Annotated in this window: 21 protein-coding genes; 10 read left to right on the top strand and 11 right to left on the bottom strand. The window is 67.8% G+C overall.

The features are described 5' to 3' along the window. Window positions 1–39 precede the first annotated feature (39 nt). Window positions 40–1,458 (bottom strand): MATE family efflux transporter, encoded by a 1,419-nt coding sequence (locus AB0L60_RS17850; protein ID WP_364614664.1) that lies wholly within the window; start codon window positions 1,456–1,458, stop codon window positions 40–42. A 401-nt stretch (window positions 1,459–1,859) separates the two neighbouring features. Here AB0L60_RS17850 and AB0L60_RS17845 point away from each other — a divergent pair, with 401 nt between their 5' ends. Further along, window positions 1,860–3,428 (top strand): DUF4139 domain-containing protein, encoded by a 1,569-nt coding sequence (locus tag AB0L60_RS17845; RefSeq protein WP_364614661.1) that lies wholly within the window; start codon window positions 1,860–1,862, stop codon window positions 3,426–3,428. Window positions 3,429–3,511: 83 nt separating this feature from the next. After that, window positions 3,512–3,892, top strand: coding sequence for an MFS transporter (locus tag AB0L60_RS17840; protein ID WP_364614658.1), 381 nt, complete (start codon window positions 3,512–3,514; stop codon window positions 3,890–3,892). Between the two features lie 19 nt (window positions 3,893–3,911). Here the strand turns inward: AB0L60_RS17840 and AB0L60_RS17835 are convergent, their stop codons facing one another. The 7 genes from AB0L60_RS17835 to rimP all read right to left on the bottom strand — a co-directional run bounded on the left by AB0L60_RS17835 (window position 3,912) and on the right by rimP (window position 11,101). Then, window positions 3,912–4,898 carry a bifunctional oligoribonuclease/PAP phosphatase NrnA gene (locus tag AB0L60_RS17835; RefSeq protein ID WP_364614655.1) on the bottom strand — a complete coding sequence of 329 codons (987 nt, stop codon included), beginning with the start codon at window positions 4,896–4,898 and terminating at the stop codon, window positions 3,912–3,914. Between the two features lie 7 nt (window positions 4,899–4,905). After that, window positions 4,906–5,358 carry a 30S ribosome-binding factor RbfA gene (rbfA, locus tag AB0L60_RS17830; RefSeq protein ID WP_364614652.1) on the bottom strand — a complete coding sequence of 151 codons (453 nt, stop codon included), beginning with the start codon at window positions 5,356–5,358 and terminating at the stop codon, window positions 4,906–4,908. A gap of 20 nt (window positions 5,359–5,378) precedes the next feature. Beyond that, on the bottom strand, window positions 5,379–5,669 hold the full coding sequence (locus AB0L60_RS17825) for a DUF503 domain-containing protein (protein WP_040859602.1): 291 nt from the start codon (window positions 5,667–5,669) through the stop codon (window positions 5,379–5,381). 109 nt (window positions 5,670–5,778) lie between these two features. After that, window positions 5,779–8,874, bottom strand: coding sequence for a translation initiation factor IF-2 (gene infB, locus AB0L60_RS17820; RefSeq protein ID WP_364614649.1), 3,096 nt, complete (start codon window positions 8,872–8,874; stop codon window positions 5,779–5,781). Between the two features lie 108 nt (window positions 8,875–8,982). Further along, window positions 8,983–9,288: a YlxR family protein gene (locus AB0L60_RS17815; protein WP_364615229.1), complete on the bottom strand. Its 306-nt coding sequence runs from the start codon at window positions 9,286–9,288 to the stop codon at window positions 8,983–8,985. A gap of 152 nt (window positions 9,289–9,440) precedes the next feature. Next, window positions 9,441–10,490, bottom strand: a complete 1,050-nt coding sequence (gene nusA / locus AB0L60_RS17810; RefSeq protein ID WP_364614646.1) for a transcription termination factor NusA — start codon at window positions 10,488–10,490, stop codon at window positions 9,441–9,443. Next, complete coding sequence (gene rimP / locus AB0L60_RS17805; protein WP_364615226.1) at window positions 10,487–11,101, bottom strand: ribosome maturation factor RimP; 615 nt, start codon at window positions 11,099–11,101, stop codon at window positions 10,487–10,489. Before rimP ends, nusA begins: the two co-directional genes overlap by 4 nt. Before the next feature lie 318 nt (window positions 11,102–11,419). On the opposite strand from rimP, the gene AB0L60_RS17800 reads away from it, so the two are divergent. The 4 genes from AB0L60_RS17800 to AB0L60_RS17785 all read left to right on the top strand — a co-directional run bounded on the left by AB0L60_RS17800 (window position 11,420) and on the right by AB0L60_RS17785 (window position 14,668). After that, entirely contained in the window at window positions 11,420–12,004 is a 585-nt protein-coding gene (locus AB0L60_RS17800) for a hypothetical protein (protein ID WP_364614643.1), read from the top strand. Beyond that, window positions 12,001–12,435, top strand: a complete 435-nt coding sequence (locus AB0L60_RS17795) for a ferritin-like domain-containing protein (protein WP_364614640.1) — start codon at window positions 12,001–12,003, stop codon at window positions 12,433–12,435. The genes AB0L60_RS17800 and AB0L60_RS17795 overlap by 4 nt, the downstream gene beginning before the upstream one ends. Before the next feature lie 256 nt (window positions 12,436–12,691). Beyond that, window positions 12,692–13,084 carry a hypothetical protein gene (locus AB0L60_RS17790; protein ID WP_364614637.1) on the top strand — a complete coding sequence of 131 codons (393 nt, stop codon included), beginning with the start codon at window positions 12,692–12,694 and terminating at the stop codon, window positions 13,082–13,084. 153 nt (window positions 13,085–13,237) lie between these two features. After that, window positions 13,238–14,668 carry a three-helix bundle dimerization domain-containing protein gene (locus AB0L60_RS17785; RefSeq protein ID WP_364614634.1) on the top strand — a complete coding sequence of 477 codons (1,431 nt, stop codon included), beginning with the start codon at window positions 13,238–13,240 and terminating at the stop codon, window positions 14,666–14,668. Window positions 14,669–14,984: 316 nt separating this feature from the next. Here the strand turns inward: AB0L60_RS17785 and AB0L60_RS17780 are convergent, their stop codons facing one another. Next, on the bottom strand, window positions 14,985–15,617 hold the full coding sequence (locus AB0L60_RS17780) for a TetR/AcrR family transcriptional regulator (RefSeq protein WP_364614631.1): 633 nt from the start codon (window positions 15,615–15,617) through the stop codon (window positions 14,985–14,987). A 114-nt stretch (window positions 15,618–15,731) separates the two neighbouring features. Here AB0L60_RS17780 and AB0L60_RS17775 point away from each other — a divergent pair, with 114 nt between their 5' ends. Together AB0L60_RS17775 and AB0L60_RS17770 are read left to right on the top strand one after the other, a co-directional pair. After that, complete coding sequence (locus AB0L60_RS17775) at window positions 15,732–17,234, top strand: MFS transporter (protein WP_364614628.1); 1,503 nt, start codon at window positions 15,732–15,734, stop codon at window positions 17,232–17,234. A 398-nt stretch (window positions 17,235–17,632) separates the two neighbouring features. Then, a complete protein-coding gene (locus tag AB0L60_RS17770) occupies window positions 17,633–17,908 on the top strand; it encodes a hypothetical protein (protein ID WP_364614625.1) in 276 nt (91 codons plus the stop codon). A gap of 31 nt (window positions 17,909–17,939) precedes the next feature. Here AB0L60_RS17770 and AB0L60_RS17765 read toward each other — a convergent pair whose 3' ends face one another. Further along, window positions 17,940–18,134 (bottom strand): hypothetical protein, encoded by a 195-nt coding sequence (locus AB0L60_RS17765; protein ID WP_364614622.1) that lies wholly within the window; start codon window positions 18,132–18,134, stop codon window positions 17,940–17,942. 253 nt (window positions 18,135–18,387) lie between these two features. On the opposite strand from AB0L60_RS17765, the gene AB0L60_RS17760 reads away from it, so the two are divergent. Further along, window positions 18,388–18,597, top strand: coding sequence for a hypothetical protein (locus AB0L60_RS17760; protein WP_364614619.1), 210 nt, complete (start codon window positions 18,388–18,390; stop codon window positions 18,595–18,597). 15 nt (window positions 18,598–18,612) lie between these two features. Here the strand turns inward: AB0L60_RS17760 and AB0L60_RS17755 are convergent, their stop codons facing one another. Then, the gene (locus tag AB0L60_RS17755; protein ID WP_364614616.1) at window positions 18,613–19,260 is read right to left on the bottom strand and encodes a TetR/AcrR family transcriptional regulator; all 648 of its coding nucleotides are present in this window, start codon (window positions 19,258–19,260) and stop codon (window positions 18,613–18,615) included. A gap of 140 nt (window positions 19,261–19,400) precedes the next feature. Here AB0L60_RS17755 and AB0L60_RS17750 point away from each other — a divergent pair, with 140 nt between their 5' ends. Continuing rightward, complete coding sequence (locus AB0L60_RS17750; RefSeq protein ID WP_364614613.1) at window positions 19,401–20,330, top strand: zinc-binding dehydrogenase; 930 nt, start codon at window positions 19,401–19,403, stop codon at window positions 20,328–20,330. The last annotated feature ends 1,044 nt before the right edge of the window (window positions 20,331–21,374 follow it).

Raw genomic sequence — 21,374 nt, 5'->3', positions numbered from 1 at the left:
CCTCGGCCGCCGATCCCGCTGCCGCCGAAAGCATTTCTCCTACGCGGTGCGGCGCGGCACCTCGGCCCCGACCCGCGCCCAGCGCCCGGACAGTGCCCGCCAGCTGACGGCGACCAAGCGCAGCAGCATGAAAGCGACCAGCCCGGTCCAGATTCCGCCGATCCCCCAGTCGTAGGCCAGCGACAGCCAGATCATCGGCAGGAACCCCAGCAGCGCCGACCCCAGCGTGGCATTGCGCAGGAACGCGGCATCGCCCGCGCCGAGCAGCACGCCGTCGAGCGCGAACACCACGCCCGCCACCGGGATCATGGCGACGAAGAACCACCACACCACGTGGGTGCGATCCAGCACCGACGGATCATCGGTGAACAACCGCGGGATCACCGAGTATCCGGCCGCGAACACCGCCGCCAGCAGCACCGAGAAGACCGTCGACCAGCCAGTGATCCGCCGCGCCAGACCCTGTGCGCCGCGCGCGTTTCCGGCCCCGAGCGCCGCACCCACCAGGGTCTGCGCCGCGATCGCCAGCGAATCCAGGGTCAGCGCAAGGAAATTCCAGATCTGCAGTACCAGCTGATGCGCCGCCACCGATGCCGCCCCGAACCGCGAAGCCACCGCCGCCGCCGACACGAACGACGCCTGGAACGCCAGGCTCCGCACGATCAGATCCCGCCCCAGCACCAACTGCGCCTTCATGATCTCGAGATGCGGTGTGAGCGGGACCTTCGCCCGCCACAGCGCACTCACGAACAGCGCACCGGAAATCGACTGCCCCACCAGATTCGCGACCGCCGACCCCGCCAGCTCCATTCGCGGCGCCCCCAGCAGCCCGTGCACCAGCGTCGGGCACAACACTCCCGAAACCACCAGCCCCGCAACCACATACCTCAGCGGCCGCCGAGTCTGCTGCACACCGCGCATCCACCCGTTTCCCGCCATCGACAACAGGATCAGCGGCACCCCGAACAACGCGATCCGCACCCACGACTCCGCCGCCCGCGCGATGTCGTCCCCGCCCGCGATGGCCCGTGTGATCGGCCCCGCGAAGATCTGCACCACCAGCACGATCGCCAACCCCACCCCCACCGCGATCCAACTGGCCTGCACCCCCTCGACAACAGCCGCCCGCTCGTCCCCCGCGCCGTGCCGCCGCGCAGCCCGAGCCGTCGTCCCATAACTCAAGAACGTCAACTGCGAACCGACCTGCGCCAGCAGCAATCCCCCGACAGCCAGCCCGGCCAACGCCAAGGCCCCCAGCCGCCCCACCACAGCCATATCGAACAGCAGATAAATCGGCTCAGCGACCAGCACCCCCAGCGTCGGCACCGCGATCCCGAGAATCCGCCGCGGCCCGGCCGACGCAGGCTCAGCGCCCCGCACCGCCGCCAAGTCCTCCGCCGACGCGGCCACGAATGCCGGGTCCTCCCCTCCACCATCCACCACGCCGGCACTGCTCATCCGCCCACCATCCCACACCACCCCGGCCCAGCCGCACCGCGCCGCCACCCCACCCTCGAACCCGCTGATCCGCCTGTCACCACCGCTTTTCCAGATCCCGCAGGCAGCGAGACCCGTGCCGCCGGCCACCGATCGAGACCCATAGTCGAGCAAATATATGTCCGTGTCCGCATCCGACTCACCAGTGCGGCGTTCTCACCGACCGCCTTCGGCTGGGCCATCGGACCAGGTTCGCCACCAATTCCTCGGCCACCCCGGGCAACTCGCTCGCAACCCCGGACAATCGCACCTGCGAATTCGGCACCGGCAGACAGCTATTCGCGGCTCCCCTCCCCCGGCACGGTCATATCGCCGCGCGTATTCCGTCGACTCGAGACGGCTCCTCGGGCAGGCTGAGCGGCATGGTGGATCTCGAAACAACAATCGCGGCGGTGACGGTCTATCCGGATCGGGCCCGAGTCACCCGGTCGGGCAAGGCGACGCTGGGCACGGGCGAACATCGCATCCGCGTGTCACCGCTGCCGCTGGAACTGCTGCGCGACTCGATCCGCGTAGCGGGCCGGGGCGACGTGACGGTCCTCGGGGTGGACATCATCACCGAACGGCAGCCCGAGCCGGACGACGAACAGATCGCCGAGCTCACCTCCCGCAGAAACGAACTGGATGCCGCGCTGGCCCAGCTCGCCGACGCCGACCGCGCCGCCGACGCCCGCATCGAATTCCTGCAGCGCCTGGTCCGCAAATCCGCCGGGCACCTGGCCAAGACGACCGACGAGCGGGTTATCGCCTTCGGCGACAGTCTGGAGGCGCAATACGGGGCCGTGCATGCCGGACGCCGCGACCGAGAACGCCTGCGACAGGAACACATTCTGGACAAGCGGGCGATCGAGCGGCGACTGGCGGACCTGGGCCGCAAGAACCGCCCCGACATCCGGGCCGCGGTCATCACCGTCGACGCCGCCCAACCGGCCACCGCCGAACTGGAACTGTCCTATGTGGTGCCCGGCGCGCGCTGGACCAGCACCTACGATCTGCGCCTCGGCGACAGGGGCCTGAGCCTGCGTTGGTTCGGACTGGTGCGTCAGCAGACCGGCGAGGATTGGCCCGGATGCCGCCTCGAATTGTCGACCGCCCGCCCGGCGGTCGCCCTCGACGTGCCCGAACTGGACCCCTGGTACCTCAGCACCATGCCACCCGAGCCGAAACTCATGGTCAGGCGGCACGCTTCCCGGTCCTGGGACCCCGACGGCGCGAACCCCATGCTCGCCGCGGCCGCTCCCGCGCCCACTGGTGCGCTGCCGCCACCGCCACCGCCCCCGGTCCGGGAAGCGGTCACGACCGTCGAGCACGGGGCCACCGCCGCGACCTACTCCCCGCAGCGCCCGGTCGCCATCGCCGCCGACGGCACCGAACACCGCACGCTGATCATCGCCCTCGACCTCGAGGCCGATCTGGATCACGTGACCGCGCCGATCCACGCACCCGAGGCGATCCTGCGCGCCACCGCGCGCAACACCTCCGAGCACACCTTCCCCGAGGGCCGCGCGTCCCTGTTCAACGACACCGAATACGTCGGCGCCACCGATCTCGACCTCTGGGCCCCCGGCGAGGAACGCGAACTCGCCCTCGGTGTGGACGATCGCATCCGTGTCGAACGAGAACTGGTGCGCCGCAATGCCTCCAGGGCGACCCTCGGCTCGGCTCGCCGCGTCGAAATGGAGTACACGATAACCGTCACCAACCACGGCGCCCGCCCCACCACCGTGACCGTCCTCGACCGCCTGCCGGTAGCCCGCGACGCCGCTGTCACCGTCCGCGACACTGTCCTGAAACCGTCCCCGACCGAGCGCAACGACCTCGGCATCCTCACCTGGAAACGCAACCTCGACCCGCAGGACCGGACGGTCATCACCCTCGGCTACCGAGTCGAAGCCCCCAAGGGCGTCCGCATTTTCGGCCTACCGGACTGACCCGGGTGGATCATCAACCTCTACACCCTGGTCCTGGCGGCACTGTTGCTGCCGCTCGGGGCCATCGGTGACCCGGTGACCGGTTGGGCCGCAATCCCATGCTGATCGCCGGGCCGGGTATCTTCGGCACCGCGAGCGCGGCTGCGGGACTGGCACATTCGGCCGAGATGATGCTGATCGCCCGTGCGGCCGCCGGCATCGGCGCCGCGATGATCATGCCCATCACCCTCGCCGTCATCACCGCTACCTTCCCCGAAGCGCAGCGCGGCAAGGCGATCGGCGAAGTCGCGGGCAGCACCGGCACGCACGCACCGGGCCTGATCCGCGCCGCCCAGCAGTCCTTCGTCGACGGATGCCAGCAGGCCATGTGGGCGGGCGTCGCCGTCATGGGCGCGTTGTTCGCCTACATCACCCTGCGCGGCATCGGCGGGTCGACCACGGGCCGCAGTGACGAATTGAACTGAGGGACACCGGGACCCGGGTTCAGCCGAGTTCGCGGATGAGGTTCGCCAGCAGGTCCGGGGCCTGGCCGATGGTGGAATAGCCTGCGGCATAGCGGTGTCCACCGCCGCCGAGGGCGGTGGCGACGCGGGCGACGTCCAGGCCGGGTGAGCCATCGGCGGCATCGTGTGAGCGCAGGGAGACCGTCCAGTGGTCCGGGTCGGTGCGGGATTCCTTGAAAACCGCGGCGACCTGGGCCTCGGCGGTGGTGCGGATGAGGTCGATGATGCTCTCGACCTCTTCGGAGCGGACCGCTTCGGTGTCCTCACGGCGGACGACCGCGTAGACCAGGCCCGCGCCGGCAGCGGCATCCGGAATCAGCTGGGCGGAGGCCAGGACCCGGGACAGCATGGGGAGCCAGGCGAAAGGATGGGTGTCCATCAGGGTGCGGGTGATGGCCGCGCCGTCGATGCCGGTGGCCAGGAGGCGTTCGGCCAGGGTGTGGGAGCCGGGGCGCACCCATTTGAAAGAGCCGGTGTCGGTGACCAATCCGGCGTAGAGGCAGTGCGCGATATCGCGATCGATGGGTTCGCCCCACGCCTCCAGGATGTGTGCGATGACGCCCGCGGTGGATTCGGCGGCCTCGTCCACGACATTGACCCGACCGAAGCGGGTATTGGACCGGTGGTGATCGATGACCAAAGTCGTTGCGGCGCTGTCCAAGCGGTCACGCAGCGAGCCGAGCCGTCCGGCACTGCCGCAGTCCACGGACACCAGGACATCGACCTCGCGCGGCACCTGGTCGGCGCGGACCAGCAACTCCGTGCCGGGCAGCGACCGCATGGACACCGGCAGTTCGGCCGGTTCGGCGAAGGAGACGACGACCGGGACCCCGCGCCGGCGCAGCACCTGCGCCAGGGCCAGCCCGCTGCCGACCGTATCGGCATCGGGCTGGATGTGGCAGAGAATCGTCACCGATTTCGCGGCCTCGAGAATCTCGACGGCAGGGGTGACATCGACGGGGGTCACGGCGTGGTCAGGCTTCGTCGTCTTCCTCGTCCTCGTCCGACTTGTACGGGTCCGCCTCACCGGCGTAGTTCGCGCCGACCGCCACCTGCGCCACGCGCGCGTCGGAGGCGCGGGCCTTGGCCAGCAGCTCCTCCATCTCGCGGGCCGCGTCGGGCACGGTATCGAGCTTGAACGCCAGCGTCGGGGTGAACTTCACCCCGGTGCCCGCGCCGACCTTGGATCGCAGAATCCCGGCGGCCTTCGACAGGCCGGCGGCGGCTTCCGCAAAATCGGGTTCGGCGTCGATGGTTTCGCCCATGACGGTGTAGTAGATGGTCGCCTCGCGCAGGTCACCGGTCACCTTGGCGTCGGTGACGGTGACGAACCGCAGTCGCGGATCCTTGATCTCGTATTCGATCGCCGTGGCGACGATGGACGAGATGCGCTTCGCGAGTCGGCGTGCTCGAGCCTGATCAGCCATGCCGAGCCCTCCTCACTTCTTCAGTCTTCGGGTCCGAAGACGCGACGGCGTACCGCCAGCAACTGTAACTCCGGACGATTGGCGACGTGCCGTTCACATTTGTCCAGCACCTCGGTCAGATGATTCATGCCGTAGCTGACCATTGCCACACCGAGCAATGCCCGGCGATACCGGTCATGATCTCCGCCCTCGGTGACACTCACCTCGAACCGCTTCAGGTCGGCGAGGATGGGGCGGATGACAGAGCGCTTCTCTTTCAGTGAATGCACATCACCGAGCAAGATATCGAACTCGAGCGCTCCGAAGAACATCTTTTCAGTCATATGAACGCGCCCCGGGGAATGCGCGCACGGTTACCCGGAAAGGGAAGGGGCACAACCCCGCCGGACCCGAAGGCCCGGCGGGATCGTGTACTGGTTCCTAGTCGCGCGGCTTCTCCCGCAGCTCGTAGGCCTCGATGATGTCGCCGTCCTTGATGTCGTTGAAGCCCACGGTCATACCGCACTCGTAGCCTTCGCGGACCTCGGTGACGTCGTCCTTCTCGCGACGCAGCGACTGGATGGTGGTCTCGGCGACCACCACGTTGTCGCGAATCAGGCGCGCCTTGGCGTTGCGCTTGACCGAGCCCGAGAGCACCCAGCAACCCGCGATATTGCCGAACTTGGAGGACCGGAAGATCTGGCGGATCTCCGCCCGACCCAGCTCGTGCTCCTCGTAAATCGGCTTGAGCAGACCCTTGAGGGCCTTCTCGATCTCGTCGATCGCCTGGTAGATGACCGAGTAGTAGCGAATGTCCACGCCTTCGCGGTTCGCCAGTTCGGTCGCCTTGCCCTCGGCCCGGACGTTGAACCCGATGATGATCGCGTTCGACGCCGACGCCAGGTTGACGTTGGTCTCGGTGACGCCACCGACACCGCGGTCGATGACGCGCAGCCGCACCTCGTCGCCCACATCGATACCGAGCAGCGCCTCTTCGAGGGCCTCGACGGTACCAGAGTTGTCGCCCTTGAGGATCAGGTTCAGCTCCGAGGTCTCCTTCAGAGCGGCATCCAGATCTTCCAGGGAGATCCGCTTGCGGCTGCGCGCGGCCAGGGCGTTGCGCTTGCGAGCGTTGCGGCGGTCGGCGATCTGACGCGCGATGCGGTCTTCCTCGACGACGAGCAGGTTGTCACCCGCGCCCGGCACCGAGGTGAAACCGATGACCTGGACGGGCCGCGACGGCAGCGCCGCCTCGACGTCGTCGCCGTGCTCGTCGACCATGCGGCGCACGCGACCGTAGGCGTCGCCCGCCACGATCGAGTCGCCGACGCGGAGCGTGCCGCGCTGGACGAGGACGGTGGCCACCGGGCCACGGCCGCGGTCGAGGTGGGCCTCGATGGCCACACCCTGCGCGTCCATGTCCGGGTTCGCCCGCAGGTCGAGGGCCGCGTCCGCGGTCAGGACGACCGCCTCGAGCAGCGACTCGATGTTGGTGCCCTGCTTCGCCGAGATGTCCACGAACATGGTCTCGCCACCGTATTCCTCGGCGACCAGACCGTATTCGGTCAGCTGCTGGCGAATCTTCTGCGGGTTCGCGCCTTCCTTGTCGATCTTGTTGACCGCCACCACGATCGGCACGTCCGCGGCCTGCGCGTGGTTGATGGCCTCCACCGTCTGCGGCATGACGCCGTCGTCGGCCGCGACCACGAGGATCGCGATGTCGGTGGCCTTCGCACCACGGGCACGCATGGCGGTGAACGCCTCATGACCGGGGGTGTCGATGAAGGTGATGAGACGGTCGTCGCCATTGACGTCGGCCAGCACCTGGTAGGCGCCGATGTGCTGGGTGATGCCACCGGCCTCGCCCTCACGGACGTTGGCCTTACGGATGGTGTCCAGCAGTCGGGTCTTACCGTGGTCGACGTGACCCATGACGGTCACGACCGGCGGACGGACCTGCAGGTCCGCCTCGTCGCCGTCGTCCTCGCCGTAGGTGAGGTCGAAGTTGGCGAGCAGCTCGCGGTCCTCGTCCTCCGGAGAGACCACGTGCACGACGTAGTTCATCTCCGAACCCAGCAGCTCGAGGGTCTCCTCGTTCACCGACTGGGTAGCGGTGACCATCTCGCCGAGGTTGAACAACGCCTGCACCAGCGAGGCCGGGTTGGCACCGATCTTCTCGGCGAAGTCGGACAGCGACGCGCCACGGGCGAGGCGAACGATCTCGCCGTTGCCGCGCGGCAGCCGCACGCCACCGGCGATGGGCGCCTGCTGGTTCTCGTACTCGGCGCGCTTCGCCCGCTTCGACTTACGACCCTTGCGGGGAGCGCCACCCGGACGTCCGAAGGCACCCGCGGCACCGCCGCGACCACCACCGGAACCGGGACGGCCACCGCCGCCACCACCGGGACGACCGCGGAAACCACCGGGAGCACCACCGGTACCGGCACCGGCGCCGGCACCCTGACCGCCACCGGGAGCGCCGCCGCCGCGGTAGCCACCGCCGCCGCCACCGGGACGACCGCCACCGGCGCCGCCCGGACCACCCGGACGCGCCGGACGGCCTGCGCCACCCGGACCGGCCGGGCGCTGAGCGCGCGCGGGCATGGCACCCGGGTTGGGCCGAGGCGGCATCGAGCCGGGGCTGGGACGCGGGCCACCCGGACGGGGACCGCCTTGACCGGCCGCGGCCGGACGCGGACCACCCTGACCCGGGCCGGGGCGCGGACCGCCCTGACCGGGACCCGGACGCGGGCCGCTCTGGCCCGGACCCGGACGGGGACCGCCCTGCGGACCGGGACGCGGACCACCCTGGGCCGGACCCGGACGGGGACCGCCCTGGTGCTGACCCGGACGCGGGCCGCCCTGCTGCTGCTGGCCCGGACGGGGAGCCGGACGCGGCGCCGGGCGCTCCGGAGCCGAGGAGAACGGGTTGTTACCGACCCGCGGCGGCTTCGGACCCGGCTTGGGTCCGGCCGGACGCGGGGCGCCCTGCTGAGCCGCCGGGGCGCTGCCCTGCTGAGCCGGACGCGGGGCCGGGGCACCCGGACGCGGCGCGTTCGGACGCGGGGCCTGCGGGGCCGGAGCAGACGGGGTTGCCGACGCGGAAGCCGCTGCGGGAGCAACGTTTTCGCGACCAGCGGGCCTGGGTCCCGGGGCTGCCGGACGGGCAGCCGGAGCCTCGACCGACTCGGCGCGGGCAGCCGGAGCCACCTGCGGGGCCGGAGCCTGCGCCGCGGGGGCCGGGGCCTGCGGCGTCGGGCGGGGGCCCGGACGGGGACCGGCACCGGGGGCGGCCGGCTTGGCGGCCGGACGCGGGGCGCCGTCACCACTGGGCTTGGGGGTCGCCGATTTGGCGGTCCCATTGGACGGGGTGCTCTTGGGTGCGAGCGACTCCCGCAGCCGGCGCGCGACGGGTGCTTCCACCGTCGAGCTCGCCGACTTCACGAACTCGCCCTGCTCCTTGAGCCGCGCGAGTAGTTCTTTGCTCGTGACACCGAGTTCTTTAGCCAACTCGTGCACGCGGGCCTTGCCTGCCACTGCTCTCCTCACTCAGAGGTCGAGCGCAGCAGCCCGTTTCACGACGGGACGCGCGCACGACCTCGACTAATTTCGAAGGCCGATCATTTCTGGGACTTCACGGTTTGCTCATGAGTGCTCGTGCCTGTTCTCTACGTAATGCTCCAGGGCTGAGATATCCAGATGTCCGGACACTCGTAGTGCTCTGCCGAATGCTCGGCGCCGAACTGCTTGGCTCAGACAAGCCGAAGAGGGGTGCAACCAGGCACCCCTTCCGGGAAGTCTGTGCCGCGGATCCGGAATGACCGCAACGTCCTGCCCGGAGGCAGACCCTTGCGCCACGACCCGCATCAGATCGGCGGCCAGCTCGCGTCTGCGACATCCGATGCAGGTCCGGACGGGTGCCGATCTTGCTGACACCCGCTCGGCGCGCAGAGAAGCCGAAGACTCGCGCTGAGCCTGCGTCCACTCTACCGCTGTCACGTCCCGATCTCCGCATCCGTACCCCTTGGAAGTTACCAACCTGTCATCCCAGGGGTCTGTTTCACAAATCTCGGGACCGACGGGGCCGGATGGATCCGGCAAGATCAACCCCGGTGGGCCTCGCCACCGCCGGCCGCCGCCGCGGGACGCACACCACCCTGGACCTCGGGCGCCGCATCGGAACGAATGTCGATGCGCCAGCCGGTGAGCCGGGCCGCCAGGCGGGCGTTCTGCCCCTCCTTGCCGATGGCGAGGGAGAGCTGGAAGTCCGGAACCACCACCCGCGCGGCGCGGGCCTCGGGGTCCACGATGGTGACGGATACAACTTTCGACGGCGACAGCGCATTCCCGACGAAGGTGGCCGGGTCCTCGGCGTAGTCGATGATGTCGATCTTCTCGCCGGCCAGCTCGCTCATCACATTGCGCACGCGCTGGCCCATCGGGCCGATGCAGGCGCCCTTGGCATTGACGCCGGGGACCGTCGAACGCACGGCGATCTTGGAGCGGTGCCCGGCCTCGCGGGCCACGGCCACGATCTCCACCGAGCCGTCGGCGATCTCGGGGACCTCCAGCGCGAACAGGCGGCGCACCAGGTTGGGGTGGGTGCGCGAGAGGGTGATCTGCGGACCGCGCGGGCCGCGAGAGACGCCGACCACGTAACACTTGATGCGGTCGCCGTGCTCGTAGGTCTCGCCCGGCACCTGCTCGGCGGGCGGGATGACGCCTTCCGCGCCATGGGCTTCCGAGCCGATGCGAACCACGACGGTGCCGCGGGCGTTCATGCGGGCGTCGCGCTGCACCACGCCGCCGACGATGTCACCCTCGTGGGTGGAGAACTCGCCGAAGGACTTCTCGTTCTCGGCGTCGCGCAGCCGCTGCAGCACGACCTGGCGGGCGGTGGTGGCGGCGATGCGGCCGAAACCTTCGGGGGTGTCGTCCCATTCGGAGATGACGTTGCCGTCGGTGTCGAGCTCGCGGGCCATCACGCGCACGACACCGGTCTTCTGGTTGATGTCGATGCGGGCGTTGGGCTGGTGGCCCTCGGTGTGCCGGTAGGCGGTGAGCAAGGCGGACTCGATCGCGGAGATCACCGTCTCCATCGAGATCCCCTTGTCGGCGACAATCGCGCGCAGGGCTTCGATTTCGATGTTCATTCCACGATCCCTTCGGTCTGTGAATCGGACTCTGCTGCTTCGTTTTCGGATCCCTCCTGCGCACCGGGCTGGGGACGGCCCGGCGCTACTCCCCCTGCGAGTTCCAGTTCGGCCACGCCGGGTGGACTGAATTCCACCTGCACGACGGCGGATTGGATATCGGCGAGCGGCACCGTCACCCGGTGTGGCTTCCGCTTGCCGCCGAGGACCAGGGCGACGTCGGTCTCGGTGACGACGCCGACGCGGGCCTCGAACGTGGTCTTGCCCTTCTCCTCCGGTGATTCGGCGCCGGGGCGCAGCACGATCTTCACCTTGCGACCCTGGGCGCGCCGCCAGTGGCGCAGGGAGGTGAGGGGCCGGTCGATGCCGGGGGTGGTGATCTCGAGCAGGTAGGCGGTCTCGCCGAAGTCACCGGCGTCGTCGAGGGTCTGCGAGATCTCCGAGCTGAGTTCCGCGACCACGTCCAGGTCGGGGGATTCGTCGCTGTCGACGGTGACCTTGAGCTTGGCCTGCGCTGTACCGGCAGCCGAAATCGCGACGCCTTCGAGGTCGAGTCCTCGGCGTTCGACGAGCTCAGCAACTAGCTGGCTCACCCTTTCCTCGGTCGGCATCGGCATGTGGGGCGGCTCCTGGTTCAGTTGTCACGGGTTGAGTTGTCGATATCGATACTGGTCGGGCACGGTCGGCAGACCCGTCTCCGCCCTCGGGAGGGAGGATTCGGCGAAATGCCGTGCCGAAGGTCTAGCGTAACGCGCGGAAAGAGTGTAAAGGACCAGCCAACTCGCTCGATTTCGGCATGGTCGGCGCTGTGGTGCTGACGGCGTGTCCAGCACGACGCGCCCATGACGGTTCCCCGTCGTTCCAGATCACAGCCTATCCGACGGCCCTCACGCAGCAAGCTGTCCGCGACGGCTGGCACCATGTATGCCGTGCCCAGCAGTCAGAGCGGCCTTCCGGCCGATGTCGTCGGTCTCACGGTCCCGCCGGACCGAACCGGGTCCTCCCCCACCCCCGAACCTCCCCTCCCCGCCCTGAACCGCCGCAGCGCGATGCGACTGGCCGGTGGCGGCGCGCTGGCGGTGGCGGCGGTGAGCGCGCTGGCCGCCTGCACCAGGAACGACACCCCTGCGGCTCCGGATCCGCTGATCGCGCAGGAGACCTCGGCCCGTACCGACGCGGCCGCCGCGACCGCCGCCATCGCGACCTCTCCCGACAAGGCCGGCGCGCTGCAGACCATCGCCACCCAGCGCACCGCGCACGCCGTTGCCCTGCGCACCGAAATCGACCGCGCCATAGGTGTTTACGGCGACGGCAGCACCCCCAGCCGCCGCACCCCGCCGGTCACCCCGACCGCGCCCGTGCCGCCCCCGGGCGTCGCCGTCCTGCGCACCCAGCTCCAGCAGTCCCAGCGCTCGGCGGCCGACCTGTCGGCCCAGCTCTCCGGCTACCGCGCCGGTCTCCTCTCTTCGATCAGCGCATCGTGCGCTACCCACGCGGGGGTTCTCCTGGCATGACCACAACCGACCAGCAGGCACTCATCGATGCGTTGAGCGCCGAGTACGCCGCTGTCTACGCCTACGGCGTGATCGCGGCCTACGCCAATCACGACCGCGACAAACTCGTCGCCGAGTTCACAGCAGCCCACCGCGCCCGCCGCGACGCCACCATCGACACGCTGAAGTCCGGTGGCGCAACGGTTCCCGAGCCCGCGGCCGCCTACACGGCCCCGTTCCCCGTGAACGATCCGATCCCTGCCGCCAAGCTCGCCGTCACCGTCGAATCCGACACTGCAGCGGCCTGGCGCGCGGTAGTCGAACGAGCCGACAACCCGGATGTCCGCCGCACCGGCATCGAGGCTCTCACCGAATGCGCTGTCCGCCTTGCCACTTGGCAGTCGATCCTGGGCACGAATCCCACAACGGTCGCGTTTCCCGGTCAGGCCTGAACCACCATCCACGGCAATCCGCCGCGGTAACCGCATCGAATCCTCCTCGGGACAAGACCGTCAGGGGGATCAATGAGAAGTGGCGAGCGGCGGACCGATCCTACGGTTGGTCTCGGAAGCATTGCGGGTATGCCGACCCCGGATGTCGATCGTCCGAACCTCCCGGATTTCATGACCTGGGAGGACCTCGAGCGGTTACCGGATGAGATCGCCGGAGAAATCGAGCTGTGGGAAGGTCGGGTCGTATGGATGCGGCGTGGCCCAGCTGACCATCAGCACACCCGACTTTCTCGTCTACCACTATCTCGCGCAGCGCAATCAAGATATCCGCGCAGCAAACGTGCTGATCGCCGGCGAAGTACTGTCACCTTCGAACACCCCGCGCGTTATCGAGGCGAAGAAGGCCCGCTACGCAGGTGCGGGTATCCCCTGGTACTGGGAAGTCTCCCTGGTGCAGGACCTGGGCGGCATCGAAAGCGTTCGCGCCTACGTTCTCGAGTTGAGTCACGGCCAACTCCCGCCCGGAGTGGCCCCGCTCCATCCCGCAAACTACTTCCTGGCGGGCGAGTGGGAACCGGACACGTCGACCGAGATCCTCTCCGAGCATCCTTTCCCCATCCACATCCCTTGGGCTGAGCTCGAGTTCTGACCGAGCGGTCACCAGGAATTCGCCGAAGGCGCACTTGACGTTTGCATTGGCGATCACATGTGGGCACTCTGGCGGCATAGGGTCCGGTCGGCGCGGCTCCTTCGCATTTTTCTTGCCGTGCAACGGAATTCGGTGTGAGGTCGAGGAGATGCTGTGGCGGTCGATGCTGCGCGGGAAGAGAAGGCACTGCGGGAGGTGACGAATCGCCTGGTCGAGGACTATGGCGAGGCGCATCCGGCAGAGCGGGTCGAGGCCGTGGTGGGGGCGGTGCGCAAGCGGTTCGAGGGGCATTCGGTGCGCGAGTTCGTACCGATTCTCGTCGAGCGGATTGCGCGGCGGGAATTGGATCCGAAGCGGTCCATGAATGCCGCCACGGAGGTGGATCTGACCAAGGCGGCAGTCGGCGAGGAGGGTTCGCCGGATGGGCATCCGGCGGAGACCACGAGCGTATTCGCCGCTGTCGCAGGGCGATTCGTTTCGGCTCGGCTGGTCGAGAACAAGCGGGCACTGAGCGTGGTCGCGGCGGGTGTCGTGGTGGTGCTGGCGTTCGCGGTGATCATGGCTGTGCGGCAACCAAATTCGACGTCGGGAACCACCGCCGCGCCGGCCCTGACCACCGTGCACGGCGTGGCCGGCTCGGAGAAGTCGGCGTTCTTCGACGATCCGAAGGTGGCCGACGCCTTGGCCAAGCGCGGGTTCAAGGTGGACGTGGAGCCCGCGGGGTCCCGGCAGATCGCCACCTCGGTGGATCTGGGCAAGTACGACTTCGCCTTCCCGTCCAGCTCGGCCGCCGCGGAGCTGGTTCAGCGCAAGAGCGGAGTGACGGGCAAGTACGTGCCGTTCTCCTCCCCCATGGTCATCGCCACCTTCAAGCCGATCGCCGACCTGCTGACCCAGGCCGGGATCGTGCAGCCGGGCGCGACAACGACTTTCGACGTCGAGAAGTATCTGGTGCTGGCCGAGAAGGGCGTCCAGTGGAACCAGCTGGAGGGCAATTCGACCTATTCGGTGCCCAAGAACGTGCTGGTCTCCACGACCGATCCGCGCACCTCCAACTCGGCGGCCATGTACCTGGCGGTGACCGCCTACGTCGCCAACGACAACACCATTGTGCGCGGTGCCAAGGCGGAAGACTTTGCGGTGTCCCGCGTTTCGCGCCTGTTCACCCGGCAGGGCTTCACCGAGTCCAGCAGCGACGGCCCCTTCAAGGACTACCTGTCGAACGGCATGGGCACGGTCCCCATGGCCTGGATCTACGAGGCCCAGTACGTCGACGCGGCCGTGCACAACCAGCTCAAGCCCGACATGGTCCTGATGTACCCCAGGCCGACGGTCATGTCCCAGCACACCGTGGTCCCCCTCGACGACAAGGGCGACCGGATCGGCAAGCTCCTCACCACCGACCCCGACCTGCAGCGCCTGGCCGCCGAACACGGCTTCCGACCCACCGACGTGACCCTGTTCACGAATACCACGGCCGCCCACCAGGTCCCGGTCGACGTGAACCTGGTTAACCAGGTCAGTCCACCCGACTACGACACCCTCGAACACCTTCTCGACGGCGTCGCCAAGTCCTACAACTGAGCGCCCGAGTCCCCGGCCGCGCAGCACCGAAGGGGTTGCGCGGCCCTCCGGAAAACCGCCGACCCGGTCCGGTTCCATCCAGCGACAAACCCGGTCCGAGTTCCTCCGGGATGAGTCGAACGAAGCGTCAGGGGGATGCCGATGAGCTGCGAGCAATGGGCGGAGTCCGGCCGACGGCCCATTCACATCCGGCGTCGATCCGGCTCGGCACTGTCCAACGGCCTTCTCGCTCAGCGGTTCCGGCCCCAATCTTCAGCGCGACAGATTCGCGAATCAGCCGCCGATCCTGGTCACGCCCGGGCACCGCATGGCGATGTCAATCGAGTCGGCCGTAGATCAGGCGCAGAATCGCCTCGGCGAGGTCGTCGATGCTGCCGGGCATGTCATCCTGGGGCGCTGCGGACAACTGGGAGAGCCGCCCGTCGCGCATGAGCGCGACCAGGCCCGCGAGCGTTGCCGAGTCGATCCCCTCGGGAGCGAGCCCGGCCGCACGGTCGCGGTCGATCTTGGCCGCGAGCCCAGTGGTGAATCGTGCCTGGATGCCGGCGATGAACTCGGTCAGCGGGGGGTAGCTGCTGTCGTAGCCCTCGAGCGAGCAGACGAGGATCGCGCTGTTGTCGTGCCAGATCTCGGCCGCTCCGCTGAGCTGGGTGCGCAGGAGCTCGCGCTGCGGGCCGGTGGACGGCAGCCAGACGTGGGTTTGCGCGTAGCGGTCGCTCACGTCCTCCATGAGGCGAGCGAAGACCGCCTGCTTGGAGGGGAAATAGAAGTAGAAGCTGGTGCGTGAGATGCCGGTCGCGTTGGTGATGTCGTCGACGGTCAGGTTGGCCATCGGCTTCTTCGTCAGCAGGTGGCGGGTCGCCTGGAGGATCTGAGCCTCGCGCTGATCACCTTTGGACATGGTGCCGCGGCGGCGGAGACCTTCGGTCGTGTCTTGGGTCCGGTTCACTCCGTCTCCGCCCTTCTGCACCATGACCCCACCCTAAAGCGATTTACATTCCGGTAATCGACGTGGCGTCTATCATAATCGACACTATGTCGATTCCAGCGTAGCGTGCCAGCAATGACCTCAACGCTCGAGCTCCGGCGTGCCTCATCGCCGACCGCGATCGTGCTGACCATGGCCAGCACCGTGTTTCTGCTGGCCATGGCTCAAACGCTGCCTGTGCCCGCGCTGCCGCAGATCGGTCTGCAGCTCGGCGTCTCGGCGACGACCGTCGGATGGGTGACGACGGCGACGATGCTGGCCGCCTCGGCGCTGACGCCGCTGCTCGGGCGACTGGGTGATGTCTACGGGCACAAACCGGTCGTGCTGTCGACGCTCGTGGTCACGCTGGCCGGCAGCCTGCTCGCCGCGTCGGCGCACAGCATCGATCTGCTCATCGTCGGACGGGCCCTGCAGGGAGCCAGTTTCGGCCTGTTCCCGCTGGCGATCAGCGTGCTGCGCCACGAACTTCCTGCCGAGCGCCTGACCGGGGCGTTGGCCATCACCGCGTCGACCCTGGGCGTGGGCAGCGGTGTTGCGCTGGTGGCGACGGGTCTGCTGACACAGGGCGGTGCGGACTACCGCCGCATCTTCTGGCTGTGCGTCGTGCTGACGGCAGTGGTGCTGGTGCTGGCGTTCGTGACATTGCCGCGCCGCGCGGGGCAGGGCGGCCGCGTCGATTATGTGGGTGCCGCGGTCCTCGGCACCGGTCTGGTCTGCCTGTTGCTGCCGATCTCGCAGGGACACGAATGGGGTTGGGGCAGCGCGAGAGTGATCGGGCTGTTCGTGGCCGCGGCGATCGTGCTGGCCGGGTTCCTGCTGCTGCAGTCCAAGCTGCGTGAGCCGCTGGTGGCGACCTCGCTGCTGGCGCATCGGCCGGTCGCGGTGACCAACCTGGCCAGTTTCTGCGTCGGTTTCGCGATGTTCAGCGTGTTCCTGGGGGCGACCTATTTCGTGGCGACGCCGCGGGCGCTGGCGGGTTTCGGTTTCGACGCCTCGGTGCTGCGCACGAGTGTGGCCTTCATGCTGCCGGGCGCCGTGGTGTCGGTGGTGATGGGTCCGCTCGCCGGGCGTCTGGTCGGGCGGATCGGCCCGCGCTTTGTTCTGCTGCTCGCCAGCGTCATCGGCCTGTGTGCTCTCACCGCCCTGGCGTTGCTCCACGCGACAAGCGCGGAAGTCGTTGTCGCACTGGTCGTCGCGAATGCCGCGATCGCGATCGCCTACGCCGCCATGCCCGCCTTGCTGGTCGCCAATGTCGCACCGCACGAGACCGGAATCGCCAACTCGATCAACTCGATCATGCGCACCGTCGGCGGCGCCATCGGCAGCGCGCTGGTCGTCACGATCCTCACCAGCGACACCCTGCGCCACGCCCTGCCCAACGGTGCGGTGGTGGCCCTGCCCGCCGAAGGCGCCTACCGCATCGCCTTCTTCACCGGCGCGGCCTTCTTCGCGGTGGCGGCACTACTGGCCGGATTCGGCCTCGGCCCCAGCGGCCGGCGCCTGACCCGGCACGAGGTCGACGAGGACATCGCCCTGGCGCGCGCCGGCGAGTTCGCGACGGTGTCGACCAGCCTCTGACGGTCGGGCCTGAGGTCCAATTCGGGCGCAGCTCGGCACCGCAGGAAGTTCTGTGGAGTCAGCAGCCCGAGATGGCCTCAGTCCGTTCTCTTCCGATGCTGCGTGGCCGGTTCGAACAAGGCACTACGCGGCCTCATGGCGAGTTCGCGTCAGTAGCGGATACTCTGCGGCGCAACAGATTCCGCCCGCCGACCACCCCGCGCCGGCCGGTTCGGTCAGGAGCTGCGAGCAATGGTGCGGAATACGATGATTCTGCATAGTGCACGGACACCCTCGCTAGCGTCTGTGCCTGCCAGGGTACGAACGATTGGAGATCGGCTCTACGCGGACGCAACCGTCACCTGTGGTGCACAGGTACTCGGCAGTCAGGGACGACCCCCGGATACCAACAGCCCGAGTTGGACAGGATCAACTGTGGCGCAGTCGATCTCGGCTTCGCCTTGGGCTTCCACGTCGGAGCCGAGTCGCAGTTGATGACCCATGGCTACGGCGGGCACCAAATGAACCTCTGTGTCCATCGTCGCCAGCACAGCCAAATGCGTGCGTGGCTAGAGGATGCCGGTTTCGTCGTCGAGGCATCCAGAACTCTCACCTCAGCCGAGAGCAAGCTCGGGGGGATCATTCTCGCGCGGCGCCAAGGCTTGCCGATCCGACAGGTGATCACGCCGCTCTGAACTACGGTTGCAATGAGTGTCGAGGCCGCTCTCACATCCTGCCTCGACCAATCCACTCGACAGACGCGGTAGAAGGAGGTCCGGCGATCGAAGAAATGCTGCATTCGGCAGTAACCGGAGTTCCGTCGACGTCGAAGACCCAGTGCCCGTTGATTTTCGGCTGCAGCGCACCGGCGGGCTCGGTCAGCGCAGGATGCACCAGCAGAGCGCGCTGCCATGCGGGCATGAACGGCCAACCCACCGTTCCGAACGTGCCCTACAGCTGAGGAATTGGCGGAAAATCGCTGTTCTACAGCGGATTGTGCGGGATTGCACCGGTGGCCCGAAACTCGGCAATAGCGCGCACTGCGGGCCCCGGATCGGCAGTCCCAGTTGATCTCCCACATCCCCGGCCGGCCGGCTCGAACCGCGCGGGTAGCGGCATTATCGTGCGTTGCTTCTCGCCGGGTGTGTCAGGCCGCGCCGGTGAAGGTCCTCAGATGCGTCTGCAATCCGACCGCTACGCCGCGATCACTGTCCCGCCGCTGGTCGTCAACGGCGATCAGACGTGGCCTCGGATCCAGACCGCGAACCAGGCCTTGGCCGCCGCCCTCCCCGGCGCACGCCGGGTAGTGCTACCCGGTGCTGATCACGAAATCCTGAACCAGCCCGAACTACTCGCGCCCTTCCTGCTCGATTTCTTCGGCTGAGCCGTCTTGTGGTGCTCAGTCGGCATGCCGTGGCGTCGCCGTCATGATCAGCGCTTGGGGCACGCAGGAGAACGTGTTACGCAGTTGGATTGCCAAGGTTGAGATGTCTGGCCGAGGGTGGTTGCTCCAGGCGTCGAGAGCGCTGTGGAAGGCGGCGATGAGGATATCGAGAGCAAGGCGGGGACGCTGATCGGCGGGCAGGTCGAGCTCGAAGCGTAGGTCGAGGATCGCCAGGGCTTCACCAACGGTGCGGTCGCAGAACTGCAGGTTGTGCGCCGCCATGGCGGAAGTGGCGCGGGCGAGACGATGGCTGCGCACCGCACGCTCTGCCCAGCCGTCCACGGCTGTGTGATCGAGGGCGGTCAGCAGCGTGTGCTGCAGGGTCTGCAGCAGTGTCCCGGAATCGGTGTCACAAGCAGCCAGTTCGGTCAGGAAGGCTGTCCACAGGTCCTGCAGGGGTGCCATGGCGACGTCTTCCTTGCTGGTGAAATTGCGGAAGAAGGTGCGTTTGGACACCTCGACGGCATCGCAGAGGGCATCAAGGGTGACGTGGTCGAAACCCCTATCACCGAACATCTCCAGTGCGGTGTCGATCAGTGCCTGCCGGGTGCGCAGCTTCTTGCGTTCGCGCAGCGGCAACTGATCGATCACAGCGTCAGACATGGCCGCCAGGGTATCGGAATACTGCCGCCAGGAAGCTATCGCTACTTGACAGCATTTGCCACTGAGTGGCACATTGTCGTCGCCGTCGGCCTTGGCGGTGAACGACCACATGTTTGTGCTGTCTCGAAAGGCGTCCACGTATGCGCGCACTGGTTGTCGATCATTCTGTGCAGTCGGGTTTGCGGGTCGGGGAGGTGCCCGACCCGCAACCGGCCCCGAATCAGGCACTCATACGGGTCACCGCGACCTCGCTCAACTACGGTGAGGTCCGGTTCGCACTGGCCAATGCCCCCGACGGACAGGTACTGGGCTGGGACGCGGCCGGGATCGTCGAACGCGCTGCCGCCGATGGTTCAGGTCCGGCGGTCGGCACCTCCGTGGTCACGCTCGGGACGGCCGGGGCGTGGGCGCAATTGCGTGCGGTGGACACCGACTTGCTTGGCGTCGTCCCGGATGGTGCGGACCTGGGCGCAGTGAGCACCGTTCCGATCGCGGGTGCCACCGCGCTGCGGGCGCTGCATCGGCTCGGCCCGATCCTGGGCCGGCGGGTGTTGATCACGGGCGCGAGCGGCGGAGTCGGTCGTTTCGCTGTCCAGCTCGCGAAACTCGGCGGCGCGCACGTCCTCGCCACCACCGGAGACCCCGTCCGACACGGTGAGGCCCTCCGGGCATCGGGGGCGGCCGAGGTCGTGTCCAGCCCGGCCGAGTTGCCGAATCTGGTTGACGGAGTGGTGGATCTCGTCGGAGGAAGCCAGCTGGTGGACGCTTACCAGCGGCTAGCCGAGGGTGGCACGGTGGTCGCAGTCGGCCACTCGGCAGGACAGGGCGAGACATTCGAGTTCGGGGCATTCTTCGGCGATCAAGGCCGCCACGACCGTTCGATCACCACATTCTTCCTGTTTGCATGCACGAACCTGGGCCCGGATATGAGCTGGCTCGCCGGCCAGGTCGCGGCCGGAAGCCTGGACGCGGGTATCGCGTGGCGGGGAAACTGGAACCAGGTGGGGCAAGCGACCGAGGCGTTGCTGTCGCGCCGACTTCACGGCAAAGCTGTCCTCGACCTGAGCTGACCGCTTCGTCAATCCATGCCTCGACGGAGACGATAGGTTCCTCGCCGCCGACTAACCTGCCTGACCACGCATCCGCAAAGCCCCCATGAGGCCATCCTCGGGTACAACACTCCATCCGGCATTCGGCAGTAGCGGACGTTCTGCACCACACCAGGTTCCGGCGGCCGGCGCGCCACCTGAGGGTGCGACAACACCGCATCTACCGCTGCGAGTCGCACTTTTCGGCGCCCGTTGGAATGTGGTGCTGGGGCCCCCAAAACGACAGCCACGCATGCATTCAGAGAGGGTCGTGCCGGCCGGTTCGGTCAGCACGGTACGCGGAAGAATAGTGTGTCCGGTGGTTTCGTCGCCTCGGCAGCTATGTGCGAGGTAGACCGCTACCCGCAGGTCAACTCCCTGTTGTTCCGCTCGCCGGGCGCTCATCGGAACGGACCCGGCCCAGTCACGGGTTGCCCCGGATATTGGGGTCGCCGGAGTTGATTCGAAACACGTTTGGTTCACTTAGTCTTCGCTGCATGATCTTGCATAGTCGCACCGCCCGAACCGGACTCGCTCTCTTCGCGCTCACGGCGGCCCTCGCCACAGCCTCGAGCCCCGCCTACGCCGGCACCCCCGCATCGGCGCCCGGGGTCAACGTCGTCGCGGATAGCACACCCACCGCCAACGCGGGGAGTTCGAGCGGTTCGTCATCACTCGCCTCCCTGCTCGGGCAGCTCTTGCCCCGCGCGACGGACTCCTGCAATGCCAACGGAATCTGCCCGGGCGGACCTCGCTGAGGGTATCCACGTGAAACCGGAAGCGTTGCAACTCCATGAGCCCGCCTGAATAGCGTGCTCGCGACGAATATCCCCGATGATCAGAATCCCGTTGCCCAAGGGATTCGGGGCACACCAGGTTTTGGAAACGTCTTCGATTCACAACCGGGCGGGATTACCGTTCCTCACGACCAGGAGTTGCCAGGTCGCGAGCAGGAGTTCGAAGAATGAAGTTGAACAGTCGTGGTGTGCGCCGGATCGCTTGCGGAGCACAGGGATTGGTGGCTGT

The organism is Nocardia sp. NPDC051981, from assembly GCF_040680715.1.
Classification (GTDB): domain Bacteria; phylum Actinomycetota; class Actinomycetes; order Mycobacteriales; family Mycobacteriaceae; genus Nocardia.
This window is presented reverse-complemented; position numbering and strand designations above follow the sequence as displayed.